Annotated in this window: 24 protein-coding genes; 10 read left to right on the top strand and 14 right to left on the bottom strand. The window is 46.1% G+C overall.

Annotated features, from left to right (window positions below; translation table 11 throughout):
* Positions 1–55 precede the first annotated feature (55 nt).
* Positions 56–793 (bottom strand): phycocyanobilin:ferredoxin oxidoreductase, encoded by a 738-nt coding sequence (locus OSC7112_RS28790; protein ID WP_015179205.1) that lies wholly within the window; start codon positions 791–793, stop codon positions 56–58.
* A gap of 128 nt (positions 794–921) precedes the next feature.
* Here OSC7112_RS28790 and tatA point away from each other — a divergent pair, with 128 nt between their 5' ends.
* A complete protein-coding gene (tatA, locus tag OSC7112_RS28795; protein ID WP_015179206.1) occupies positions 922–1,119 on the top strand; it encodes a twin-arginine translocase TatA/TatE family subunit in 198 nt (65 codons plus the stop codon).
* A 61-nt stretch (positions 1,120–1,180) separates the two neighbouring features.
* On the opposite strand, the gene panB is transcribed toward tatA, so the two are convergent.
* The 6 genes from panB to OSC7112_RS28825 form a co-directional block, all read right to left on the bottom strand.
* Positions 1,181–1,957, bottom strand: coding sequence for a 3-methyl-2-oxobutanoate hydroxymethyltransferase (gene panB / locus OSC7112_RS28800; RefSeq protein WP_015179207.1), 777 nt, complete (start codon positions 1,955–1,957; stop codon positions 1,181–1,183).
* 171 nt (positions 1,958–2,128) lie between these two features.
* The gene (locus OSC7112_RS28805; RefSeq protein ID WP_150111625.1) at positions 2,129–2,545 is read right to left on the bottom strand and encodes a hypothetical protein; all 417 of its coding nucleotides are present in this window, start codon (positions 2,543–2,545) and stop codon (positions 2,129–2,131) included.
* Positions 2,546–2,733: 188 nt separating this feature from the next.
* On the bottom strand, positions 2,734–3,555 hold the full coding sequence (locus OSC7112_RS28810) for a hypothetical protein (RefSeq protein ID WP_015179209.1): 822 nt from the start codon (positions 3,553–3,555) through the stop codon (positions 2,734–2,736).
* Positions 3,556–3,650: 95 nt separating this feature from the next.
* Positions 3,651–4,085: a hypothetical protein gene (locus OSC7112_RS28815; protein ID WP_041622789.1), complete on the bottom strand. Its 435-nt coding sequence runs from the start codon at positions 4,083–4,085 to the stop codon at positions 3,651–3,653.
* A 64-nt stretch (positions 4,086–4,149) separates the two neighbouring features.
* A complete protein-coding gene (locus tag OSC7112_RS28820; RefSeq protein ID WP_015179210.1) occupies positions 4,150–5,907 on the bottom strand; it encodes a serine/threonine protein kinase in 1,758 nt (585 codons plus the stop codon).
* A gap of 262 nt (positions 5,908–6,169) precedes the next feature.
* Positions 6,170–6,358, bottom strand: coding sequence for a hypothetical protein (locus OSC7112_RS28825; RefSeq protein ID WP_015179211.1), 189 nt, complete (start codon positions 6,356–6,358; stop codon positions 6,170–6,172).
* Between the two features lie 160 nt (positions 6,359–6,518).
* Here OSC7112_RS28825 and OSC7112_RS28830 point away from each other — a divergent pair, with 160 nt between their 5' ends.
* From OSC7112_RS28830 to OSC7112_RS28840, 3 genes are all read left to right on the top strand, one after another.
* Positions 6,519–7,949, top strand: coding sequence for a form I ribulose bisphosphate carboxylase large subunit (locus tag OSC7112_RS28830; RefSeq protein WP_015179212.1), 1,431 nt, complete (start codon positions 6,519–6,521; stop codon positions 7,947–7,949).
* 137 nt (positions 7,950–8,086) lie between these two features.
* Entirely contained in the window at positions 8,087–8,497 is a 411-nt protein-coding gene (rcbX, locus tag OSC7112_RS28835) for a RuBisCO chaperone RbcX (RefSeq protein ID WP_015179213.1), read from the top strand.
* 45 nt (positions 8,498–8,542) lie between these two features.
* Entirely contained in the window at positions 8,543–8,878 is a 336-nt protein-coding gene (locus OSC7112_RS28840) for a ribulose bisphosphate carboxylase small subunit (protein ID WP_015179214.1), read from the top strand.
* 80 nt (positions 8,879–8,958) lie between these two features.
* Here the strand turns inward: OSC7112_RS28840 and OSC7112_RS28845 are convergent, their stop codons facing one another.
* The 3 genes from OSC7112_RS28845 to OSC7112_RS28855 form a co-directional block, all read right to left on the bottom strand.
* Complete coding sequence (locus OSC7112_RS28845; RefSeq protein ID WP_015179215.1) at positions 8,959–9,597, bottom strand: hypothetical protein; 639 nt, start codon at positions 9,595–9,597, stop codon at positions 8,959–8,961.
* 544 nt (positions 9,598–10,141) lie between these two features.
* The gene (locus OSC7112_RS28850) at positions 10,142–10,375 is read right to left on the bottom strand and encodes a hypothetical protein (protein WP_015179216.1); all 234 of its coding nucleotides are present in this window, start codon (positions 10,373–10,375) and stop codon (positions 10,142–10,144) included.
* A 9-nt stretch (positions 10,376–10,384) separates the two neighbouring features.
* A complete protein-coding gene (locus OSC7112_RS28855; protein WP_015179217.1) occupies positions 10,385–11,608 on the bottom strand; it encodes a hypothetical protein in 1,224 nt (407 codons plus the stop codon).
* 220 nt (positions 11,609–11,828) lie between these two features.
* Between OSC7112_RS28855 and OSC7112_RS28860 the strand changes: the two genes are divergently transcribed.
* Positions 11,829–12,098, top strand: a complete 270-nt coding sequence (locus OSC7112_RS28860; RefSeq protein ID WP_015179218.1) for a hypothetical protein — start codon at positions 11,829–11,831, stop codon at positions 12,096–12,098.
* Positions 12,099–12,225: 127 nt separating this feature from the next.
* On the opposite strand, the gene OSC7112_RS28865 is transcribed toward OSC7112_RS28860, so the two are convergent.
* Positions 12,226–12,600, bottom strand: a complete 375-nt coding sequence (locus tag OSC7112_RS28865) for a hypothetical protein (RefSeq protein ID WP_015179219.1) — start codon at positions 12,598–12,600, stop codon at positions 12,226–12,228.
* A 563-nt stretch (positions 12,601–13,163) separates the two neighbouring features.
* Here OSC7112_RS28865 and OSC7112_RS28870 point away from each other — a divergent pair.
* The 3 genes from OSC7112_RS28870 (at position 13,164) to OSC7112_RS28880 (ending at position 17,981) form a co-directional block, all read left to right on the top strand.
* Entirely contained in the window at positions 13,164–14,399 is a 1,236-nt protein-coding gene (locus OSC7112_RS28870) for a tetratricopeptide repeat protein (RefSeq protein WP_015179221.1), read from the top strand.
* A gap of 339 nt (positions 14,400–14,738) precedes the next feature.
* Positions 14,739–17,255, top strand: a complete 2,517-nt coding sequence (locus tag OSC7112_RS28875) for a tetratricopeptide repeat protein (RefSeq protein WP_015179222.1) — start codon at positions 14,739–14,741, stop codon at positions 17,253–17,255.
* Between the two features lie 156 nt (positions 17,256–17,411).
* Positions 17,412–17,981 (top strand): Uma2 family endonuclease, encoded by a 570-nt coding sequence (locus tag OSC7112_RS28880; RefSeq protein WP_015179223.1) that lies wholly within the window; start codon positions 17,412–17,414, stop codon positions 17,979–17,981.
* 7 nt (positions 17,982–17,988) lie between these two features.
* Here OSC7112_RS28880 and ruvC read toward each other — a convergent pair whose 3' ends face one another.
* Both ruvC and bchI read right to left on the bottom strand, forming a co-directional pair.
* The gene (gene ruvC / locus OSC7112_RS28885) at positions 17,989–18,522 is read right to left on the bottom strand and encodes a crossover junction endodeoxyribonuclease RuvC (RefSeq protein WP_015179224.1); all 534 of its coding nucleotides are present in this window, start codon (positions 18,520–18,522) and stop codon (positions 17,989–17,991) included.
* Positions 18,523–18,617: 95 nt separating this feature from the next.
* A complete protein-coding gene (gene bchI / locus OSC7112_RS28890) occupies positions 18,618–19,733 on the bottom strand; it encodes a magnesium chelatase ATPase subunit I (RefSeq protein WP_015179225.1) in 1,116 nt (371 codons plus the stop codon).
* A 404-nt stretch (positions 19,734–20,137) separates the two neighbouring features.
* Here bchI and OSC7112_RS28895 point away from each other — a divergent pair, with 404 nt between their 5' ends.
* Positions 20,138–20,773: a PPC domain-containing protein gene (locus OSC7112_RS28895; RefSeq protein WP_015179226.1), complete on the top strand. Its 636-nt coding sequence runs from the start codon at positions 20,138–20,140 to the stop codon at positions 20,771–20,773.
* On the opposite strand, the gene OSC7112_RS28900 is transcribed toward OSC7112_RS28895, so the two are convergent.
* On the bottom strand, positions 20,711–21,379 hold the full coding sequence (locus OSC7112_RS28900) for a hypothetical protein (RefSeq protein WP_015179227.1): 669 nt from the start codon (positions 21,377–21,379) through the stop codon (positions 20,711–20,713). The genes OSC7112_RS28895 and OSC7112_RS28900 overlap by 63 nt on opposite strands.
* A 256-nt stretch (positions 21,380–21,635) precedes the next feature.
* Between OSC7112_RS28900 and OSC7112_RS38730 the strand changes: the two genes are divergently transcribed.
* Positions 21,636–25,682, top strand: a complete 4,047-nt coding sequence (locus OSC7112_RS38730) for a C2 family cysteine protease (protein ID WP_015179228.1) — start codon at positions 21,636–21,638, stop codon at positions 25,680–25,682.
* The last annotated feature ends 82 nt before the right edge of the window (positions 25,683–25,764 follow it).

A 25,764-nucleotide genomic window follows, 5' to 3' on the forward strand; every position in this document is an offset into this window, starting at 1 on the left:
GATTTCCTAATTAAGTTTTGCCCACCTACTATTAAGTATTGTAAACAAATTTCAGCTATTTAGGGAAATCAAAAAGCACCTCCGTCATGTAATGTTCCGCCCAATCTTGACCGAAAGCTTTTTCGAGTACGCGGCGGGTTTTGTCATTTTGCTGCTGCTGGCTACAATAGTAAATATGAGCGTCGAGAATTTTCGATTCTTCGGCGGCAGAGACTGGTTCGGAGGCGACTGCCTGTTGGCAGTGAATTTCCACGTAGGATTCAACTATGTCCAGAAACCTGTTTTCTTCTTCCATCGACTCTGGCCGCACAAACAGACAAAATTCTGAGAAAATATCCCCCCATTCTGGAATTTGGCGGGGACAAGAAAATTGGTTGACCGGCAAAATTTTCAGTTGGGTTCGGTAGGTTTCCGACAAAGTTCGATCTCGATTGAGGGGAGAAAGGTCTGCGATCGCGGCGCTAACTTTGCCTTTGCCTGCTACTATATCCGTACCGAACATCGGCAAAGCATAATTCGGTCTGGGAAACATCACGCAGTGCAGTATGTCAAGTACCGGCCCGACTTTAGCGAGTTCCAGGTGTATTTTGCGGAACTGGGGCGTTTGATAGCAGCGGTTTTCAATGATTAGTTTTTCTCCTTCCAAGCGCCCTTCTACGTATCCCAACTCAGCGGGCAGGTGGTAGGGTTCGAGGTCTAGATAGCGGTGCCAGACTGCTTCCATCCGGTCTGCTAATTTGCGGATGAGGTAGTGCTGTTGTTCGCGGAGGGAAGGCTGGGATATTTCTAACATTCCTATTTATCGGGGGATAGCTTAATAAAACTTGATTCTACTGTTGCAGGATGCAGGAAAAAAGGTAGATACTTTAACAATATCAGTAGATTGACTTACGATCGAGCCAGTTTTACAGGAGATTTTGTATGTTTGGTCTGGGATTGCCTGAAATGGGCATTATTGCGGTACTCGCTATTCTAATTTTCGGCCCCAAGAAGATTCCTGAGTTAGGAAATGCTTTGGGCAAAACCCTGCGGAGTTTTAAGGAAGGGGTTGGTCAATCTGACGATCGAGATGTCGATCGGGAGAAGGATAAAGAGGAAGAGGGCCAGCCGAAAGTGTAAATGAGGTTTGCAGTGAGGATTTTAGTCCCCATTTTTAAGGACTCAAGTCCTCACTGCGAACCTATTCGGGAAATTTGCTTTCTCTAACTTCGAGGGAATAATCTTTCACAGCTTGGGTAATTGTTTCTCGCAAATTGGCGTAAGCTTTAGCAAAAGGCGGCTGTTTTTCAGAAAGTCCCAACAAATCGGAAGTAACTAAAACTTGACCGTCGCAGTGCGGCCCGGCCCCGATACCAATGGTGGGAATAGTTAGTTTTTGGGTAATTTGAGCGGCTAAGTCTGCGGGAATGTGTTCTAAGACGATCGCAAAGGCACCGGCTTCTTGAAGTGCGATCGACTCTGCTATGATGCGATCGGCTGCTTGGGCCGTTTTTCCTTGTTTTTTGTAACCGAGTTGGTGTACCGACTGCGGAGTTAAACCGACGTGGCCCATCACCGGAATTCCGGCGGATGTTAGCTGCGAAACTGTGGCGGCCATTGCTGGATATCCACCTTCTAATTTTACAGCTTGAGCGCCTGTTTCTTTCAAAACTCTCCCCGCCGAGTGCATGGCTTGCTGGGGACTTTCTTGGTAAGTCAAAAACGGCAAATCGACCACAATTAATCCTTGTTTAACTCCACGGCGCACCGCTTTAGCGTGGTGCAGAATTTCATCGAGGGTTAGCGGCAGTGTTGTCTCGTAGCCTAAGACTGTCATGGCGAGAGAATCACCGACTAGGATGATATCTACGCCTGCTAGATCGATGAGTTGGGCGATCGCATAATCATAAGCTGTCAGGGCAACAATTGGTCGCTGTTGTTGTTTCCACTGAATTAATTGATGAGTAGTGACTGACATTTTAGTGCAAAAATATAATATTATTTCTGGGTATTACTTATGATATCAAATCTGGGTTCGTTAACTCCTCGATGATTCGGATCTTGAAATCGCTGCATAGACTCAAACTTTCGTCCGCGCAACGCCAGAGTAAAAGTAAGAGGGGAAAAATCTCTTAATAAATGTTGCAGGTTAATAGCAAAAATGCTCTCTAATGATTGAGTTGCGAAGCTTCTTCCATTCTTGTTTAGAAACATCTGCACGAGTTTTGTCGCCCGATGGATCGCGGATATCCCAAATTGTATCTGCAATCCGATCGAGCGATCGCCCATGAGAACGATAATCGAAGTCCCAGAAAGCATCACCGACGCAATCTCCTGGTGTAGTAATCATTTCTCGATCGACTGTACGGCGAATAGCATTCCATTCGCGGATGTAGGCAGCAGAATCGTCAGATCGCAATTTGCGACCTCCTAATTGAGGATTCACTCTATCAAAAAACCAATCCGTAAACCTATCCACAGCTTGAGTGCGTGATTCATAATCGCGCGCTGTAGCACTGTCTAGATTGGCGCCACCGAGTACAAGGGCTATAGCTAAGACACACACCCCTAAAAACTTCGATCTAGACTTAATTGAAACTGATTTAATTAGCACTATCAAACCCAATAAAATTTTCAATATAGCAATCCTCGCATCATTTGTGAATTTCTTACTCCCTCCCTTTACCAAGGGGAGGGTTGGGGTGGGGTAAAAATTTGACAACTCCTGCAAGAATTGCTATATCCCCGATATAGCTAGTTATAACTTTTATCTTGCCATCCATTTTTAGAACAAGAAACTCCTCCTGTTTTAGGTGCGAGAGTAGATAAACACCAATAATTGCTCCCATCAAACACAACCCCTTTTTTGATATATTGTAACTCAGAGAGAGGTTGCCACGGTCGCTCGATATTAGACTCGTCATAATATCGATATTGTTTTCCCTTTACCTCTAAACCCCGATCCGTACCTCCCAACCAATAACGACCTTCTTGAATTATGTTTGATGACGATTTTTGTTGATTGCTATCTGTCTTTTTCTCAATCCACCAATTCCTCACAAAACGTTTTGTATTTTCAGAACCTCTTGTGGTAGCGACTATAACTAGCAGTTCTCCTTGTTGATTGATAAACTCAAAACGACAAGGCCCCTCTCCTGTACCAGAACAATCCTTAATCTCTTTATATCCCAAATCAAATAGCTCTTTAACAGAACGATCTCTGAGGTTAGGTTGACCCTGTAAGCTGGGCTGCCACCGTTGTTGAATCAGGATTTGACGCGCCTCTTTGTATGGCATACCTTGTTGAAGAGGTATTTTTTTTGGGGCATTTACAGAATTTTCAAGGCTGACTTGAACTTTTTTATTTAAAGCCTCGATTGTTGAATTTTTTTCTGGATTATTCAGGTAATTTTTTTTACTTGTTGTATCGATGTGTGCACTATTTGTGCTGGGAACTTGTTGCTGTGGGGCAGCACCTGCAAAACTTGTATATCCAATGGCGATTAGTCCCATCAATGGTGCAATAATTCTGGTTGTAACAAGAATGCGATCGCATATCCAATTTTTCATACTCATCGGTTAAAAACCTTTCTTTTTACAGAGTTGTGTAGAGATGACCTCTACTCTAGGAGTTATCTTCGATCGATGCTGCTGTGTAAGGCGATCGAGTCTCACAGTCCACAATTGGAAATATACATTTCGCGTCGAATTGCTGACCATTCACTAATGCCGATCCGATCGCTTTTGGGAATTGGCTGTCCGGTGCGTTGAGGATGGCGGCTGTAAAAAATTGTATCTGCAAGTAAATCGTAGGTTTGTTCGTAGGTTTCGCCGTTAATTGTCGTGAATTCCCATCCTGTATCTCCTGGTCCTGACCCATAGCAGACTTCTTGTACTGACTTGACTCGCGGATCGATCGCTTCGCGCAATCTCCGCCATTGATTGCTATATTCGCGATCGCCAGCTTGGAGTTTGCGATTGTTTAACTGAGGATTAACCCTGTAGAATAAGAAATCGGTCAATCTATCGACGGCTTGTTCTCGCGATTCGGCTTTGGCTAGATTGGGGCTGATGAACGCAAGGGCGATCGCCAGAGCACCAACCATTGAAAATCTTGAGACAGACTTAATTGATAACGACTTGATTAGCATCTTGATTTGGTGTTAATTTCTACCGCCATCCCAACCACCTGAGCACGGGCACAACTAAATAATGACTTACTCCCAAACACAGCCCGATCGCACTTCCCAACAAACCAAAAAACACAATTGAACCCCAAACTTGCAGCCAGCCGAAGGTAACGTTAGACAGTGAAAAAATCCCAAAGAAACTCCCCGGAAAAATGTTCCAAGCATTCAGAAACAGAAACATTCCCGTAGAGAAAACAGCCACTACCAAAGCGTGAACTAATTGATGGCTCCGCAAACCCATTCCCACAGTCAAAGAGGCGATCGCAAAAGCTCCCAAAATAACCCCCTGCACACCACTAGAAGCTGTTGCTTCCATCCAGCACAAACCCGCCAACAAATAGCCCTGAGCTCCCATCAATCCAGACAGCCAATACTGTTTTTGCTGGCGAAAACTCCCCGCATCCGTCAAACCGATCGCAGTTCCGAACCCCGCAAATCCAAACAGCAGCACTTCCGGCCCGACAGCGAAAGTCATGTTAGGAATTAATTGGTGCAAACCTTCATTCAGAAAATTGGCAATTTCCGGGCCTAGAGGCGAAGCATAACCCAAAACCAAACCGCCGATCGCCCCCGCACTTCCACCAACGGCACCCAGCACCATTTCCCAGCCCGTATCCAGAGAAGCTACCACAATTTGGGCGATCGCGCCGAACAGCAAAACCGTCAAACTTGCCGTTTTTTGCGCCCCCGCCACCACTACTTGCCTGCAGAATTCTACAATAGCTTGACCCATTGGGGCGATTGCGATTTTGCCCTTACTCCTAGCATAAATCTCCTGCAAACGCGCCCGAACATCGCCAGCCGTCGCCGGACGCTGCTGCACGTTCGATCGCACCATATCGTCCAACAAATTCGCCAAAGCCGGACTCACAGATACAATGTGACGCCACCGCAACTCCCCCGTCATCGGATCTTCAATTTCCGCCGGATACTTCCCCGTCAGCAAGTGAATGCAAGTCCGCCCCAGGGCATAAAAATCCGTCGCCGGCACCACACCGCCACCCACAATTTGTTCCGGCGGACTGTATCCGGGCGAAATCAACCGCGTCGAACTCCGAGAATCTTTCCCCACGGATTCGACACCGCCCATTTGTTTAACTCCCCCAAAGTCGATCGCCACCAATTGCAGTCCGCCCAAACCCTTGCTTAGCAAAACTTGGGGCGATTCCGGGTCTCGCAGCATCAAATTTGAGGGTTTAATGTCGCGGTGAATAATCTGACACCTGTGCAACTCCTCTAAAATTTCCACAGCTTGACTCAGCCAACTAAACACCCATTCCTGCGGACATCCTTGAGGGTGCTCGTCGAGAACTTCTTCTAAAGTTTTGCCGTGAATCTTTTCCATTACCAAACAAGGCAGCCGCTTCGCCGCAGGATTTCCATCCCCGCCTGCAAAATTTTGCGTTTGGACGTGAAAATAACCGTCAGGCTCGACTCTAGGGACGCCAGGGTGCCGCAAAAGTGCCAAAACCCAAGCTTCTTGCTCGAACAGTTTCAGGGCTTTCGCGGAAGTTTCGAGCAACACTTTCAGGACGCGCTCGGTTTGAGTTTCTGTGTCCCAGACTGTGAAAATCGCTGCAAAACCCCCGGAACCGAGGCTTTCTAGAGGCACGTAGCGATTTTTTAGCCGCAGCGGAGCCCCGCAACTATGACAAAAATTGTTGCCCCAAGTCTGAGGGTAGGGCCTTGGGCAATCTGGATTGATGCAGTGGACGGCTTTTGAAGGGGGGTGAGGCACAACCAGAGTAAAAATGGGGCTAAATATCCATAGTAGACTTACGCGCAGCTAACGCAGAAACCCGGTTTTCAGCGAGGTTAAATGGCTGTAACGGGGGATTTGGTTTGAGAGCACAAGTCCTGTCCATATTATGTGCTATGCTGTCGATTTTTGAATTGGCGGTCTCCGATTCACGGGATTTTAGATTTTAGATTTTGGATTTTCGATTTTAGATTGCATACTGGATTGCAGTTGAGATCGATCTCAACTACCAACCACAACTTTAGGTATTTGTAACTACTTCTCCCTGACCCATTACCCCTGACCAATTCTGATTTTTCAGTATTAAATTCTTTACATAAACCGTATAGATCCGCTGTTCGGCTCGCTGCACCATATCTTTCGGTCGCTCAAAATTACTCCCGACTCTGCGATCCCCAGCCTTTCCTCCTGCATCCTTCGCCGCTGGCATTTCATAAGATATGTTACAAATATTTGCCTAATGTAAAGCAAAATAAACAATACTTATGATGATTAAAAGAATATTAAAATTGGAGAGTGACACTTTGTTGATATATTTTTAAAAGCCTGCGATCGGGCAAAAAAATTAAGCGAATACTAGGAAGCGAGATATGGCTTACGCGCAAACCCAAACTCAATCAAAGGCTGGGTATAAAGCCGGAGTTCAAGACTATAAACTAACGTATTACACGCCGGACTACACCCCAAAGGATACAGATGTTTTGGCGGCTTTCCGGGTAACACCGCAGCCGGGAGTTCCCCCAGAAGAAGCAGGCGCTGCTGTGGCTGCTGAATCTTCTACAGGTACATGGACGACTGTTTGGACTGACCTCCTGACCGACCTCGACCGCTACAAAGGTCGCTGCTACGACATCGAGCCAGTTCCCGGTGAAGACAACCAATACATCTGCTTCATTGCTTATCCTTTGGATTTGTTTGAAGAAGGTTCAGTCACCAACTTGCTGACCTCGTTGGTCGGTAACGTGTTCGGTTTCAAAGCTCTGCGCGCTCTGCGGTTGGAAGACTTGCGGATTCCCATTGCTTACCTGAAAACCTTCCAAGGCCCTCCTCACGGTATTACCGTCGAGCGGGACAAATTGAACAAGTACGGTCGTCCTTTGCTGGGCTGTACAATTAAGCCCAAATTGGGTCTGTCTGCTAAGAACTACGGTCGTGCCGTTTACGAAGTTCTGCGCGGCGGTTTGGACTTCACCAAAGACGACGAAAACATCAACTCGCAGCCGTTCATGCGCTGGCGCGATCGTTTCTTGTTCGTTCAAGAAGCTATTGAAAAAGCTCAAGCAGAAACCGGCGAAGTCAAGGGCCACTACCTCAACGTAACCGCCCCCACCTGCGAAGAAATGATGGAGCGGGCTGAGTTCGCTAAGGAAATCAAAACCCCCATCATCATGCACGACTACCTGACCGGTGGTTTCACTGCAAACACCAGCTTGGCCAAATGGTGCCGCCGCAACGGTGTGTTGCTGCACATCCACCGCGCCATGCACGCCGTGATCGACCGTCAGAAGAACCACGGTATCCACTTCCGCGTACTTGCCAAGTGCTTGCGGATGTCCGGCGGCGACCACCTGCACTCCGGTACAGTTGTGGGCAAACTCGAAGGCGAAAAAGGCATCACGATGGGCTTCGTAGACTTGATGCGCGAAGACCACATCGAACAAGACCGCGCTCGCGGTATCTACTTCACCCAAGATTGGGCTTCCATGCCCGGTGTCATGCCGGTTGCTTCCGGCGGTATCCACATCTGGCACATGCCTGCTTTGGTGGAAATTTTCGGCGACGACTCCTGCTTGCAGTTTGGTGGCGGTACCTTGGGACACCCTTGGGGTAACGCACCTGGTGCAACTGCTAACCGCGTTGCTTTGGAAGCTTGCGTCCAAGCTCGTAACGAAGGTCGCAACCTGATGCGCGAAGGCGGAGACATTATCCGCGAAGCTTGCCGTTGGAGCCCTGAATTGGCCGTTGCTTGCGAACTGTGGAAAGAAATCAAGTTCGAGTTTGAAGCAATGGATACCGTCTGATGATTTTGGGTTAAAGATTTTAGGTTTGAGATCGCAAACTTGCTGGGAAGTCTTTATCTTTGAAGAAGATTTACAAGTAAGTTTGCATCCAAAATCTAAAATCCAAAATCTAAAATTTGAGGGAGCTGGGGTCAAAAATGGATCTCAAACAAGTTGCGAAAGACACCGCTAAGGTGCTGGCAAGTTACCTAACCTATCAATCCGTGCGGATGGTGGTCGCTCAGTTGAGCGAAACCAACCCTCCTCTGGCAATCTGGTTGAACGACTTTTCCTCAAAGGGCAAAATCCAAGACGGAGAAGCTTACATTCAAGAACTGCTGTTGGAAAATCAAGATTTGGGATTTCGGATCATGACTGTCCGGGAGTATCTCGCTCATGATGTAGTGGAATTTTTGCCGGAGATGGTTCGCACTAACATTCAACAGGCGAATATGGAACACAGGCGCCAGCATTTGGAGCGAATCACGCAACTTAATTGGTCTCTCCCTAGCAGCAATCCTGAAAGTTCAATTGATTCTGAACCGAATCTGGATAATTTGTCCAGTTGAGCGATCGACTTGTGCGATCGAACACACACCTTAGAGATACCAAAAATGAAGACTTTACCTAAAGAGCGCCGTTACGAAACTCTGTCTTATTTGCCCCCGCTGACAGACGCGCAAATTGCCAAGCAACTCCAGTACATCCTGGATCAAGGCTACATTCCCGGCGTAGAATTCAGCGAAAGCTCTGCCGCTGAAATGCACTATTGGACTCTGTGGAAGTTGCCTTTGTTTGGTGCAAAATCACTGCCGGAAATCATGACAGAAATTCAAGCTTGCCGTCAAGAATACCCCCAGTGCTACATCCGCGTCATGGGTTTTGACAACGTGAAGCAGTGCCAAGTGCTCAGCTTCATCGTCCACAAGCCTAACACCAGAGGCTACTAAAAAGTATTGGCTGGCTAATCTAACCTTTAGGTTAACAGTCATGGCAGAATGGAGGCGGGGAATTTTCTCTGCCTCTTTTTTTATAGCTTACAAATAGCTTTTAAAACTTGCAGCAACAAAATTGAAGGTTCGGGTTCCATCAGGTTTAGCAAAGGCATTAGCTGATAAGTTGGAGTATTGCCGCGCTGAATATTAACAAACTGATAGTGCATTCCGTTGGTTGTCAAACCCCAGATTGTGTCTTGATATTTTAAATTTTGATAAGCATAGGTTAGCAATTGAGATAAACCCATCAATGCGTTAATTCCAGAATTTTTACTTTCAATCACCAAAACCCAAAAATATGTCTCGCTTCTGATGGGTTTTATTTTGTTGACAGCCAAGATATCAAACCGTCCTTTAATGATAGTATCTTCCTCTTCAATGCTAATTTCGGCGATGTCTTGTTCTAAACTAATTTTAATAGGGCGGCGGTAGAAGCCAGCCAATCGCATTAGGGGAAAGGTAGTCAGAGCTTTTACCAGTCCTTCAGAAACTCGATCCGTTGAAATGTAGTCATCGAAATCATCCCTAATTTGTATAAGTTCCTGCTGTTCGTGTTCTGTGATATCTTCAAGGGATAACACAGAGGTAAATGAGTTAGTGTACTGTTTTTGAAAGCCGAACAGACGGTGGACTTCTGATAAAGTTAGGTTTTTGGCATTAATAGTTGTCGTCATATTTTAAGAGTTATTTAATTTTTAGTGATAATTATAACATAGACATTGCGGTAGTCAACTTGCACCATTCTTAGGCACAGGCAAGATGCCTGTTCCACAACATATCAAGTTTCTTGTGTGGTATGCCGGAGAGCCGGCCCATATTATTAGGAACAGGCAAGATGCCTGTTCCACAACATATCAAATTTCTTGTGGAGTGGGCTTCTTGCCTGCCCATGAAAGTAGACGCGATTGCAATCCTAACTGTTCTATCTCTGTTAAGGATTCTAAGGATAAAAAATTTGTGTACGTGTCATTATTAAGCTGCTCTTGGAATTTCAAAAATTGACTGACTTCACCCAGAGTTATATTTTTGGTGTTAATAGTTGTTGTCAGATTTTGATATATATTTAAGTTTTAGTTATAATTATAACATAGAGATTGTGATAGTCAATTTTTACCATTCTTAGGAACAGGCAAGATGACTGTTCCACGACATATTAATTTTTTTGTGGGGCGGGCATCTTGCCCGCCGATGAAAGTGACAAATGGGATAACTGCGAACCTAATCTATCCTTTCCATCACAATTCCATCAACTATTTCATAACCCCAATTAGAGTTGCGATTTGCCAACTGCTCGGCCATGTCATATTCGCCCAAATTGCAGAGTTCAACTAACTTTTGATATCCTTCATCTCTTTCTCGCTGCAACCTTTCCCGCCGCAGTTTTTCTCTCTCTTCCTCTGAAGGATTTGCTCGCTCTTCCCCCAGGGGATTGATATCGCTAATTCGTTTCATGTCCGCCTCCTAAAAAGGGATGGATTCGACTATTTCACCGTCAACTATTTCGTAGCCCCAGTCGGGGTTTGCAGCGATTTGTTTTTCAACTATACTTCTGCCGAGAGGAGTTTGATAAGCTTTTTGCAAAGAGGAAATACTGGGGATTTCGGCGGGGGCTGGTGGTTCTTTTAGTTCGATGTTTGGCGGTTCAGCAATTGTTTCAGATGTGGATTGATTGAGGGCTAATTGCGGCGCGATCGCCCCTAATTTCTGCATAACGCTATCCTTGGTGATTTGCGGTTTTTCGTTGAAGGAAGAGGGCAGATATGGTGTGTCAACGCCCTGCTGTTTTGCTTTGAGTGCATCATCGGCAAGCCGATCGCACTTTCGCAAAAATCCCTCCCACAAATCCTTGCCCAAAACAGGGTTTCTCAAGTCAGCACGGGCTTTAGATACTGCGGCTTCTAGCGGTTCGCCTTTGTGGATGTAATACTGAATTCGCTCTTCTTCAAAAGCAGGATAAGGCACTTCCGGCTCGATTTCCCAATCCCGCTTGACTTTCTGACTTTCTCCTAAAGGGATTCCGGCGATAAATTCATCCCAAAAAGTCGAGGTTAAGCCTTTTGTCATGCTGTCAATAATTTTAAATGCCCATCCCGAAGGATTGCCAAATCCTAAGCTGCGCTCTTGAGCATATGCTTCTAAAGCTCGTTGAAAGTTGTGCAGTTCTTCTTGGGAATTCCAAGGGCCGCTAAATCGGTAATTCGGGGTGACAGCAACGGCTATTTGTTGGCGGGGTTGCCCGAAATATTTGTCAGTTTTAACTACATGATTGGGGGGTGATGTTTCGCGGAAGATTTCTACAGGGTGATTGTGACTTTCGCGGCCGATCTCTGTTATAATATCTGGCGGATTCGGTGTCCAAAAGTTATTGAGTTTTTCCTCAAAAGCGTCAATGTCCGCCGAGAGTTCTAGGCTGTCCGTGTTGGGATTTGTTAATTTTTCTTTGAGGAGCGATCGCACTTTGAGCAGGCGGATTGCTAATTCCTGTTCTTGCTGATTTAAACCGGTGGCTGTTTCAATTTCGCTGCTGTTGGTTTTTACCCATTCACCGGAGTTGGACTGTTGTGATTGCCATTGCAATAATTGGCACAGAAAAATACTCGCCCCGACTCCGCCGGTGATTTTGGCGAGTTTGGGATAGTAGATGGCGGGGTTTCCTAGATTTCCTAAAAATATTCCTATTTTCATTTTGTATATTCTTAATTCCCTTGAATAGTAGGGTGATCTTCGGCGCACCTTACCTCGACTAAACTAGCATTGAGAAACTTAAGATTTTCTTTAAACTTCTGTCTATTCCTGACTGAATGGAGATTCTAGAGTAAAAACGGGGATCGCATATTCGATCGCCTGATTGACAGGACTGAGTTAAACGTAATAATAAATTATTTACTGTACAGCTTCTGCCAAAATGAATCCAGAACGCCAAGAGGCTTATTTGAACTTAATCGAGCGAGTGCTTACTTGCCCCAACGGCCAAGAACCAGAGGTTTTGAGTTCCTGTTCCGATTTAATTGATGCGGGATTTGTGCAAATGCTCATCCAGATATCGGCTTCAATGGCCCGCGAAGGTGACGAAGATACTGCTAATTTTTTAGTGCAACTTGCTCGTTTGCTGGGGAAATCTTTGGGTTTGTCGCCGGATTTGAAGCCGGCTGGGTACAGTAGTGCAAAGGGGTAGAGAAAAAGTGCGTTAGCGAAGCCCTCGAAGAGGATCGCCTCGTTGTATCATGTTTTGAGAAATGAGGGCGATTCCCTACCCTTGGGGATAGCTTTACTTCACCTACTTTTTAAATGCAGCTATGGCTTTAGAGTTTATATTCGAGAGGCTCGCAAAAATCATTCACCCCAGTTTTAAATACATAAATAATCACCGAAGTCACCAAAATATCAGGGCAAATTTTTGCGGCAACTAAATCTCTAAATGCAGCATTCAATTGTCCGTTTGTCAACTCTTCTTTAACCTCGGATTTGCAGATAGCAACGCGGCATCTTTTCGCCAATCCGTCTAACCAATTTTCTGATATATTCGGTTCTTGTCCGGCTTGAATTGCTAGAGAGATCGCTGCATCTTCGATGTTCCCTTCGCAATCTTCGATGGCGTCTAGGGCTTTTAGGGCTTCTGGATATTCGGCTAATTGCGAGCGAAATTGGGCAATTTGTTGTGAGGTAATAATCACCATATTATTTTCCTGGGTTCTCTGTTGGCGGGATAAGTTTAGCAATTAAAGTTGCTATTATAGCATTTTTTGAGGGAGGTGGGAATTGATTGTTTGAATTTGATCGCTGGTGCAATAGTTCAATGTGGTTGAAACCCCGTCTCATAGCGGAGTCCGACGAGGGTTGAAACCCCCGTCTCATAGCTGAAGTCCTCTGAAGAGGACTGATGAAAAGGATTTAAAAGCTAATTAATCATGTTCAAAATGTTAGATTGCGATGTTGCGAAGTCCGACGAGGGTTGAAACCCCCGTCTCATAGCTGAAGTCCTCTTACATAGGACTGATGAGAAGGATTTCAATGGTAATTAACAATGTTCAAAATGTCACTTTTAATTAACATTGTGTACATCTTCAGTCCTCTTTCAGAGGACTTTCGCTATGAGACAGGGGTTTCAACCCCTGGCGGACTATCGGACTGACGACAAATCCGAATCGCCTTTTCAACCCCTGGCGGACTATCCGACGGACGACCAATCCCGGCAATTGTTGCTACAATAACAAAAACCAACCGTCTCACCATCTCACCAATGTTGAACAAAATCTGGCGATTCCTCAAACAATTAATTCAGCGGCTATTGGGTACGACTCCCCCGGAGATTCAACCGACACCTCCTCAACCGCGGCCAACTTTGACTGATGCGGAATACGAGGCGAAGTTGATGGAACTTCTCGAAGGGGTGAATGAGGGCTGGGGAAGAGGGGATGTTGCGGAATTCTTAAGCGCCAAACAAATTGAAAATGGTGATTTGGCGGCTTGGTTGCGAGGGTTTGGGACTCGATTGTTGGCGGGCGCGCAGGGGAGTACAGAGGGCGGGCACGGGGGTACAGCCCCTACGGATGCGGTGGTATCGCTTCAGGAATTGGCGCGCAGGTTGGAGTTGTTGGGTAGAGTTGCGGGCGGGGAATTGGGAGAGGTGGCGGGGAATGTTGGTAGGGAGATTTTGGTTGAGTTTCCGCTAGTTTCGGTTAAGCGAGGTGAGGATGTTGATCGAGAGGCTGAGGCTTGCTGGAATAGAGGGTATGAGCAACTTATGAAAGGGGATTTTGAAGGTGCAATCGCCTCCTACGACAAAGCCTTAGAAATTAAACCATATTCATACGAAGCCTGGTTCAATCGGGGCCATGCACTGTATGATTTAGGCAGGCTAGAAGATGCGATCACCTCCTACGACAAAGCCTTAGAAATCAAACCAGATTTACACGAAGCCTGGTACATTCGGGGCCTTGCACTGGCTAATTTAGGCAGATTAGAAGATGCGATCGCCTCCTACGACAAAGCCTTAGAAATCAAACCCGATTATCATGAAGCCTGGTACAATCGGGGCGTTGCACTGGGTAATTTAGGCAGGCTTGAAAATGAGATCGCCTCCTACGACAAAGCCTTAGAAATCAAACCAGATTATCACGAAGCCTGGTACAATCGGGGCGTTGCACTGCGTGATTTAGGCAGGATTGAAGATGCGATAGCCTCCTGCGACAAAGCCTTAAAATTCAAACCAGATTTACACGAAGCCTGGTACATTCGGGGCCTTGCACTGGGTAAGTTAGGCAGGATTGAAGATGCGGTCGCCTCCTGGGACAAAGCCTTAAAATTCAAACCAGATTATCACGAAGCCTGGTACATTCGGGGCGTTGCACTGGTTAAGTTAGGCAGGATTGAAGATGCGATCACCTCCTTCGACAAAGCCTTAAAATTCAAACCAGATGATCACTTGGCATCGAAAAACCGGACAATAGCACTTAAAAAATTAGGAATTGTATAAAGATTAATTTTTCATTAAAACAAAGATTCTCAATAAAATGGCGCTAAAATATAGCAATCCTAAGTGATTTTCTAGATCTGTAAAATCTGAAAGTCTTGCTATACAAGAAGTCTAGGAAGACAAGAGGGCATTTTGCTGTGAGACTCAGATCGGATTGCTATAGATGAATCGGCGATTGGAATCAGGGCAACGGATTGCCCCTACCGCACAAACTTTCGTCCGCGCAACGCAAGACTGAAGAGAGGACAAGAGAGGAGGTAATACAATGACAACCGTTACTTGAAACTTAGATAGTGTCGAATTAACAGAATGACATAGTTTTTTATCAAAATCTCACCAATGTTGAACAAAATCTGGCGATTCCTCAAACAATTAATTCAGCGGCTATTGGGTACGACTCCCCCGGAGATTCAACCGACACCTCCTCAACCGTGGCCAACTTTGACTGATGCGGAATACGAGGCGAAGTTCATGGAACTTCTCGAAGGGGTGAATCAGGGCTGGGGAAGAGATGATGTTGCGGGATTCTTACTCGCAAAACGGATTAAAAATGGTGAATTGGCGGCTTGGTTGCGGAGGTTTGGGGCTCGACTGTTGGAGGGCGCGCAGGGGAGTACAGTGTCTACGGATGCGGTGGTATCGCTTCAGAAATTGGCGCGCAGGTTGGAGTTGTTGAGTGGAGTTGCGGGTGGGGAATTGGGAGAGGCGGCGGGGAATGTTGGTAGGAAGATTTTGGTTGAGTTTCCGCTATCTTCGGATCGAGAGACTGAGGAATGGAAAAAGCGAGGAGATGAGCAATGTATGAAAGGGGATTTTGAAGATGCGATCGCCTCCTACGACAAAGCCTTAGAATTCAAACCAAATTTACACGAAGCCTGGTACATTCGGGGCCTTGCACTGGGTAATTTAGGCAGATTTGAAGAAGCGATCGCCTCCTGTGACAAAGCCTTAGAAATTAAACCAGATTTACACGAAGTCTGGAACAATCGGGGCCGTGCACTGGATGATTTAGGCAGGCTTGAAGATGCGATCGCCTCCTACGACAAAGCCTTAAAATTCAAACCAGATAAACACGAAGCCTGGTCCAGTCGGGGTCTTGCACTGGTTAAGTTAGGCAGGCTACAAGATGCGATCGCCTCCTACGACAAAGCCTTAAAATTCAAACCAGATAAACACGAAGTCTGGAACATTCGGGGCCTTGCACTGGATGATTTAGGCAGATTTGAAGAAGCGATAGCCTCCTACGACAAAGCCTTAAAATTCAAACCAGATTTACACGAAGCCTGGTACATTCGGGGCCTTGCACTGTATAATTTAGGCAGGCGAGAAGAAGCGATCGCCTCCTGGGACAAAGCCTTAGAAATCAAACCAGATTTACACGAAGTCTGGTACAATCGGGGCTATGCACTGGATGATTTAGGCAGATTTGAAGAAGCGCTCACCTCCTACAATAAAGCCTTAGAATTAAAACCAGATTATCACGAAGCCTGGAACAATCGGGGCCTTTTACTGCATAATTTAGGCAGATTTGAAGAAGCGCTCACCTCCTACAATAAAGCCTTAGAATTAAAACCAGATTATCACGAAGCCTGGAACAATCGGGGCAATGCACTGGATAAGTTAGGCAGGATTGAAGAAGCGATCGCCTCCTACGACAAAGCCTTAGAATTAAAACCAGATTATCACGAAGCCTGGAACAATCGGGGCAATGCACTGCGTAATTTAGGCAGGCTAGAAGAAGCGATCGCCTCCTACGACAAAGCCTTAGAAATCAAACCAGATTATCACGAAGCCTGGAACAATCGGGTCCTTTTACTGGATAATTTAGGCAGGATTGAAGCGATCGCCTCCTACGACAAAGCCTTAGAAATCAAACCAGATGATCATGAAGCCTGGAACAATCGGGGCTATGCACTGGTTAATTTAGGCAGGATTGAAGAAGCGATCGCCTCCTGGGACAAAGCCTTAGAAATTAAACCAGATTATCACGAAGCCTGGTACAATCGGGGCGTTGCACTGGTTAATTTAGGTAGGCGAGAAGATGCGATAGCCTCCTGGGACGAAGCCTTAAAATTCAAACCCGATTTACACGAAGCCTGGTACAATCGGGGCGTTGCACTGGTTAATTTAGGTAGGCGAGAAGATGCGATAGCCTCCTGGGACGAAGCCTTAAAATTCAAACCCGATTTACACGAAGCCTGGTACAATCGGGGCCTTGCACTGGTTAATTTAGGTAGGCGAGAAGATGCGATAGCCTCCTACGGCAAAGCCTTAAAATTAAAACCAGATTTCCACGAAGCCTGGTACAATCTGGGCGTTGTACTGCATGATTTAGGCAGGATTGAAGATGCGATCGCCTCCTACGACAAAGCCTTAGAAATTAAACCAGATTACCACGAAGCCTGGTTCAATCAGGGCGTTGTACTGCATAATTTAGGCAGATTTGAAGAAGCGATCGCCTCCTTCGGCAAAGCCTTAAAATTCAAAGCAGATTATCACGAAGCCTGGTACAGTCGGGGCCTTGCACTGGTTAATTTAGGCAGATTTGAAGAAGCGATCACCTCCTGGGATGAAGCCTTAAAATTCAAACCAGATAAACACGAAGCCTGGTACATTCGGGGCCTTGTACTGTATAATTTAGGCAGATTTGAAGAAGCGATAGCCTCCTACGACAAAGCCTTAAAATTCAAACCAGATAAACACGAAGCCTGGTACATTCGGGGCCTTGCACTGTATAATTTAGGCAGGATTAAAGAAGCAATCGCCTCCTACGACAAAGCCTTAGAAATCAAACCAGATGATCACTTGGCATCGAAAAACCGGACAATAGCACTTAAAAAATTAGGAATTGTATAAGGATTAATTTTTCATTAAAACAAAGATTCTCAATAAAATGGCGCTAAAATAGATGAATCTGCGATTGGAATCAGGGCAACGGATTGCCCCTACCGCACAAACTTTCGTCCGCGCAACGCAAGACTGAAGAGAGGAGAAGAGAGGAAAGATCATAAAATGACGACCGTTACTTTAAACTTAGATACTGTCGAACTAACAGACGAACAGTTTTACCGTTTGTGCCAGATGAATCGAGATTGGCAATTTGAACGGACAGCTAAAGGAGAAATTATCATTATGTCACCAGTAGGCGGAGTCAGCGGAAATCGAGAAGCGGATTTAATTACAGATTTGGGCTTGTGGAACCGTCAAACGCAGCTAGGGAGAGTGTTTAGTTCTTCCACAATTTTTAGGTTGCCTAATAATGGCGATCGCTCTCCAGACGCGGCTTGGGTTAGCTTGGAAAGATGGTCGGCTTTAACAGCAGAAGAACAAGAGAAATTTCCGCCGATTTGTCCTGATTTTGTCATAGAATTGCGGTCGCGTACAGACCCGCTGCGGCCGCTTCAGGAGAAAATGCAGGAATATCTAAACAGCGGTTTACGCTTGGGTTGGCTAATTAATCCTCAAGACGAACAAGTAGAAATTTATCGCCCTTCTCGCGAAGTAGAGATTGTACAATTTCCTGTGAGTTTATCGGGAGAAGATGTCTTGCCCGGATTTGTTCTTAATTTGCCGATGATTTGATATTGCATCAAATTTTTCCTGTTTCCAACTGTATTTTCTTCGGACAAATATCATCATCGTACCAACCAGTCAAAGCCACCGCCAAAGCATCCGCCGCATCGTCGGGTTTCGGAATATAACCCAACTCCAACTCCCGCGCCACAGCCTCTTGCACTTCAGATTTATCCGCATTACCGCGGCCGGTCAAAGCTTGCTTAATTTGAGCCGGCGTAAACTCGAACAGCGGCACTCCACACTGCGCCAATACTAGGGTCAAAACGCCCCGCGCTTGCGCTACAAGTATGGTATTTCCCATCTTGTAAAAGAACAGTTTTTCGGCAATTGCTAGATCGGGTTTAATCTGTTCAATTACCTCGTGCAAATCGTCGTAAATTGTTTTCAATCGCTGTCCCATTTCCTGTTTTGGCGTTGTTTGTATGACGCCGCAATCAATCATGGAAACGCTGTTTTGATCTTGTTTGCCCGGTACAATTTGACATGAAATTGCCCCGTAGCCGAGATGGGCTAAGCCCGGATCTAATCCTAAAATTCGTTTTTCCATTGCCAGAATTAGTAATTGGAAATAGGGAATTAGGTATGAAAATTTGGGAAGGCTTCATCACCACCAATTACCAATTACCAATTACCAATTACCAATTACCCCTCAGTTGTTTCTAGGCCGAATACCCGATCGAACACTTTGGTCACTTTATACCCCGAATCTATTGATTCTAGCGGGTCTTTCCGCAATCGGTGCCGCAAACACAGAGTCATCACCCGGCGAATATCGTCCACAGTCACCTCCGTGCGGCATTCCAAAGCCGTGAAAGCTTTCGCAGCCCGATTTGTGACCAAATCGCCCCGCAGCCCGTCTACGTCCAATTCCGCGCAAACTTGGGAGATTTTTACCCGCAATTCTCGATCGATAGTTACCGATTTTAATCTTTCCTGGGCTTCCACCAACTTCTGCTGCATCTCATCTTGTTCGTGCTGGTATTTCGCGAGAAACTCCACCGGATTTTGGTCAAAACTCGATCGCTGTTCGACAATTTCCACTCTTAAATTCGGGTCTTTTACAGTCCGAATTTCTGCGTGCATCCCGAATCTATCGAGCAACTGCGGCCGCAATTCTCCTTCTTCTGGGTTCCCGGAACCGATTAAAATAAACTTAGCCGGGTGGCGGATCGAAATGCCTTCTCTTTCAACAGTATTCCAACCGCTGGCGGCGGAGTCGAGCAACACATCGACTAAATGATCGTCGAGCAAATTGACTTCATCAACGTACAGAATGCCGCGGTTAGCTTTAGCTAAAAGCCCGGGTTCAAAAGCTTTAACACCTTCCGACAAAGCTTTTTCGATGTCGATCGTACCGCAAACTCGGTCTTCGGTCGCGCCCAAAGGTAAATCTACCATTTGGACTTTCTTGCGGGCGATTTTAATCTCAGTTTGAGATAAAGTGCGATCGCGCACCTCATCGCTCATCAAATCAGGATCGGTGGGATGACTGTTAAAAGGATCGTCAGCCACCACCTCAATTTCCGGCAGCAAATCAGTGAGGGCGCGGATTGTGGTAGATTTACCAGTACCTCGATCGCCCATAATCATCACCCCGCCAATTTTGGGATCGATGACATTCAACAGCAGCGCCAGTTTCATCTCCTCCTGGCCAACAATTGCAGTGAAGGGAAAAACAGCGCGGCGGGCTGCGGTAGCGGTAACGGTTGGTAGGGCGCCCGCATTTAGGGTATTGCTGACTTCGGCAGTAGGACTCACAGGATAACTCAAAATATAATAATTGCTTGTTTATTGTAGGGGATAAGGGATTGTCTGGGGCGATCGATTGCGGGCGATCGCAGTTGTAGGGTGCGTGAGGGCGAGAAATCTTTGACTGGTGGCGTGTGACTGTTGACATTCACGCACTTTGGTTTTTCCGCAGTGAAGTGCAACTAAGCTTTTCTGTATTTAAATTGCACCTTTGGGGCGGGCAGGATGCCCACCCCACAATAGTTTTAAGCAAAATCACCAGTAAATTAAATGCGGGTAGATTGCAAATTTTGGGCGATCGGCAACCCTAATGTAAACTTATGTAACGATTCACCGCGCTTCGCATAAAAACCTCAAGTTCCCCCAGATAGATAATTAAGAGCGCTTTCAAGCAACTATTTTTCAGGGGTAGTATGACTGAACTTAACATCGGGGCATTGACTGACAGCACAAGCTACACAGGTAGTATTGACACTACAAATATCTTTGACCTTTACAAATTTAACATCAACAGTCCGGGGAGTTTCAAATTCGCGATCGACGGTTTGAGCGGGAATGCCGACGTATTTTTATTAAACTCTAGTGGCGCACCCCTTTACAGTTCCACCAACGCGGGAACCGAGGCAGAAACAATTATTGTTGACAGTTTACTAGCCGGAGACTATTCACTCAAAGTTTCGCAAATCAGCGACGACATCAAATACACGCTGAATTTAGCACCAACTAGCACTCAAAAATCATCCGACGCAGACACCCTCATCGGTGCACAATCAGATTCTCCACTTCCCTCAAACAGCGCCGCAACTTCGGAAAAACCCACTGCAAACAAAGATGTAATAACAGGAACTCCTGTTGATGAAAAGACTGTCACCGCAGAAACAACATCAACAACTACCGACAAACCAGTCACTACCGACTCCGAAACAACTCTCACGTCTGAACCGGAAAAACCTCTAGCAACGACTGAATATGCGGCAGAAATTACCTCAATAACTACCGACAAACCAGTCACTACCGACTCCGAACTCCGAAAAAACTCTCACATCTGAACCGGAAAAACCTCTAGCAACGACTGAATATGCGGCAGAAACAACATCAACAACTACCGACAAACCAGTCACTACCGACTCCGAAAAAACTCTCACATCTGAACCGGAAAAACCTCTAGAAACGACTGAATTTGCTGCAGAAACAACATCAACAAATACCGAAAAATCAGTCACTACAGACTCCGAAAAAACTCTCACATCTGAACCGAAACAACCTCTAGCAACGAGTGAATCTGCGGTAGAAATCACCTCAACAACTACCGAAAAATCAGTCACTACAGACTCCGAAGCAACTCTCACATCTGAACCGGAAAAACCTCTAGCAACGACTGAATCTGCGGCAGAAACAACATCAAAAACTACCGACAAACCAGTCACTACAGACTCCGAAGCAACTCTCACATCTGAACAGGAAAAACCCGTAGCAACGACTGAATCTGCTAGCGAAAAACTGCCAAGTGAAGAGACTACATCTCCACCAGACAAACCACCAACCGATTCGGCAATTTCAACCGCCGAAAAACTCAGCGAAACTGTTGCCACAAACAATTCAAATAGCACAGTCGCCGTCAAAACGGGTGTAGTTGCAGGAGAAACTGTTGCCACTCAACAACCAAAAACAGGCGAAACTTTAGTTGCTACTTCCCCAGATGCCAGCAAGCCAGGGGACAAAACAAATACTGACACCAGCAACGGGGAAGAAACAAAGAAAGAGAATTCAAATACTACCGTAGCAACAACTGAAACAAAAAAAGAACCAGAACCGACTACAGACAAAAAGTTAATTTCTCCCTTTACATCCGGTGTATTTACTACAGATCAAACTGGTCGCATCAATGTAGACTACACATTTGATGGTGGGATGTTTCAAGGTGAATTAGCTATTTTCAGTTTAGAGGATTTAGATAAACTTGAACCAGGTTCGGAAGCATTTATTAAAGAAGTAGCTGCGCGTTCTTTAAGTAACTCTGTGAAAGGTCATGTAGTAATTAATGATGCTACAGAAGGTGGGCGGTTTTCCGGTTTATTAGGAGATAGTAATGCCAACGAAGGAGTCTACTTAGGAGTCAAGAGTTTTGCCGTAACTGCTGGGGGTAAATATGGGGTGATGTTGGTACCCAACGGTAGTGTAAAGTCTGTGTTTGATAATCCGACTGTTGGGGGCGATCAACGTCCTTTATTTTCTATGGCAATGGCGAATCCTGTGGAGGGATTTCACTTTGGTCAAATTGCCGATGTCACGGGAGAAGGTAATACCTTTGTCATGGAGGATATGCGGTTAGATGCAGGGAGTGACAGGGATTACAATGATATCATTTTCCAAGTGCGGGGTGCGACTGGAAGAGCTGCCAAATTAGATGAGTTAATTGCTCCAGGTAAAGATTGGCGTGGTTCGGACTTAGGAAAAGAGGTGATTTCTTACATCACAAAGCCTGTTGATATTGACCCGATCGTCCCGACACCAACACCAACACCAACACCAACGCCGATCGAGCCGCCTGTTGATATTGACCCGATCGTCCCGACACCGACACCAACACCGGCACCAACACCGATCGAGCCGCCTGTTGATATTGACCCGATCGCCCCGACACCCACGCCGACACCAGCGCCAACACCAACACCGATCGAGCCGCCTGTTGATATTGACCCGATCGTCCCGACACCAGCGCCAACACCAACACCGATCGAGCCGCCTGTTGATATTGACCCGATTGTCCCGACACCCACGCCGACACCAGCGCCGACACCAACACCAGCACCAACACCGATCGAGCCGCCTGTGGATGTCGATCCGATCGTCCCGACACCGACACCAACACCGGCACCAACACCGATCGAGCCGCCTGTGGATGTCGATCCGATCGTCCCGACGCCAACACCAACACCGGCACCAACACCAGCGCCAACACCGATCGAGCCGCCTGTTGATATTGAGCTGAGTGTCATAGAGGAAAAATTTGTCGATTTGTGGGTTACGGAAGATACCCAAATAAACAAGTCAGAAGATGATTCTCATATCTCAGATGTGGTGTCAGAAGATGAGGTCATTAATATTTGGGATATAAAACGGGAAATAGATCCTTCCTGGGAAGAATTGGGTTTAGTCGGTGCTTCACCATCGCCCTCTTCAAACCGCGCTCCAGTAGTCACTGCTTATAACCAAACGGTTAATCCGGGTGCGAGTATCAGTCCTAGTTTCTATGTGAGTGACCCCGATGGTAATAGCATTACCCAATATGTGTTCAACGACCAAAACACCAGCAGCACTAGCGGTTACTTCACTCTCAATGGTGTTAAGCAGACTAGCGGGTTCTCTGTAACCCCAAATCAGTTGGGCGCTGTCCGTTTTGTCGGCGGTTCAGTGGCAGGCACCGACCAAATTACCATCTTGGCTTATGATGGTCAAACTTTTGGAAGTCAAACCGCTACGATTACTACAAAAGTTAATCAAGCACCGGTGGTAACAACTTATAACCAAACGGTTAATTCCGGTGCGAGTGTTACTCCTAGTTTCAGTGTAAGTGACCCTGATCGTAATAGCATTACCCAATACTATTTCTCGGATAACAACACCAGCAGCACTAGCGGTTATTTCACCTTGAATGGTGTCAAACAAACCAGTGCATTCTTTGTAACTCCTGCCCAGTTAAGCACTGTTCGTTTTGTCGGTGGTTCAGTAGCAGGGACTGACTCAGTTACCATCTGGGCTTCTGATGGTCTAACTTGGGGATCTCAATCAGCCACGATTACTACAAAAGTTAATCAGGCGCCAGTAGTTACTGCTTACAACCAAACCGTTAATTCTGGTGCGAGTGTTAGTCCGAGTTTCTCTGTAACTGACCCCGATGGCGATCGCATTACCAATTATTATTTCTACGACTACAACACCAGCAGCACTAGCGGTTATTTCACGGTAAATGGCGTCAAACAAACCGACGGATTCTTTGTCGCTGCCGAGCAATTGAGCACCGTTCGTTTTGTCGGCGGTTCAGTTGCAGGCACTGATTCATTTAGTATTTACGCTTACGACGGTCAAACTTGGGGGCATCAAGTCGCCACGATGACTACTCAAAAAGCTAATCAGGCGCCGGTAGTAAGTGCCAGCGACCAAACTGTGCGCCGCAACCAGAGTATTCAGCCATCTTTTAGCGTCACTGATGCTGATGGGGACAAAATGACTCGCTATGCCTTTTACGATGGCAACAGCAGCACCACCAGCGGTTATTTCACGGTAAATGGCATCCAACAAGCTGCCGGTCAAGCCTTCTACGTGGATGCGGACAAGCTGGGTACAGTTAGTTTTGTTGGTGGCAGCAGCACAACTAGCGATACAGTGTACACGCAAGCCTATGACGGCACTGCTTGGAGTAGCTGGAAAGACTACAAGATCCAAACTCAAGGCGGTTCTAATCCAGTTGTCACCGCCAGTGACCAAACGGTGAATGCAAATGAGTCGATTAAACCATCCTTCAGCATCACTGATGCTGATGGGGACAAAATTACTCGCTATGCCTTCTATGATGGCAACAGCAGCAACACCAGCGGTTATTTCACTGTAAATGGCATCAAACAAGCTGCCGGTCAAACCTTCTATGTGGATGCGGACAAGCTGAATACAGTGGCTTTTGTTGGCGGTACAGTAGCCGGTGTTGATGCGGTATCTGTGGCTGTCAGCGATGGAATTGACGGCTGGAGTAACCAGAAGCAGTTTAATATTTCCACAAAATCAGCGGTTACAGATTGGTTTGAGCAAAACATTAAAGACTTGGCGATTCGTTCCTTAGCCCGATCGCGCTTCCAAGATGGTTTACTCGATCGCCAAGACATGATCGATATCTTCACCAATGCCAAAGACGGCGGGGTAGTAGATGCCGACGAATTTGCCGACCTCAAGACGTTAACTAGCAACACCAACTACATCCAAATGCGAGAGGATGTGCGGGTATTGTCTACCAAGATTTCCCAAGGAAACCCAGCCAACAATAGCTATCAAGGCAGCTATCTGGGTAACTTGCAAGCTGGTAGTAGTGCCGATCAACTCGACAAGCTGATTAACGAACACTTCTTAGGCAAGGATCGTCCATTGCCCATAGGACAGTATTCCTATGGCAGTGCAACCGATGTTGTGTACCGTTATGCTGAAGGCAAGCTGTTCGGAAATAATAATGACATCAGTTACGAAGATGTGAAGCAAGGAGCCGTCGGGGATTGTTACTACTTAGCCTCATTAGCCGCTGTTGCCCAGAAGACACCGAACGTCATTCGAGATATGTTTATTGACAATGGTGATGGAACTTACACAGTGCGTTTCTTCAACAATGGTCAGGCTGACTATGTAACAGTCGATCGCTATTTACCGACCCAAAGCAATGGAGCGCTTCCCTTTGCCAAAGTGGGTGGCAAGTACGATGATTCCGCGAATGAGTTGTGGGTAGCTTTAGCTGAAAAAGCTTATGCTCAGATGAATGAAGCGGGCTGGATTCCTCGCTATACAACCAAAGAAGGAATTAACCTCCACGGACTCAACAGCTACCAAGGTATTGAATATGGTTGGGTAGATAAGGCTACTGCTCAAATTAGCAAGAAAAGCGGCAATTATTCTTCGATCCAATCCTCTACATCTAATCAAGTTGTTGATGCTTTTAATGCTGACAAATTAATTAGCTTTGGTTCTTTCGGCCTTGACGAGTCAGGTCAAGGCCCGACAAAAAACTCTCCTGTAGTTTCTGGTCATGCTTACACAATGGTTGGCTACAATCAGGCTACTGGACAGTTTAAACTGTTTAATCCCTGGGGATTAAGCGGCGGATACGAGTGGGGTGACTCCACTTTCAAACCGAACATATTAGAAATGACTTGGAACCAGATCAAAACATACTTTAGTCAGTGGACGGTGAATGGTTAAGGTATTTCATACCACCTCTAGTTCCTAGTTAGTTTACCAGTGGCTGGGAAATCCTTTCTCAGTCACTTGTTTGAATCATTGA

Origin of the sequence: Oscillatoria nigro-viridis PCC 7112, from assembly GCF_000317475.1 — a bacterium.
In the GTDB taxonomy this organism is placed as follows: Bacteria; Cyanobacteriota; Cyanobacteriia; order Cyanobacteriales; family Microcoleaceae; genus Microcoleus; species Microcoleus nigroviridis.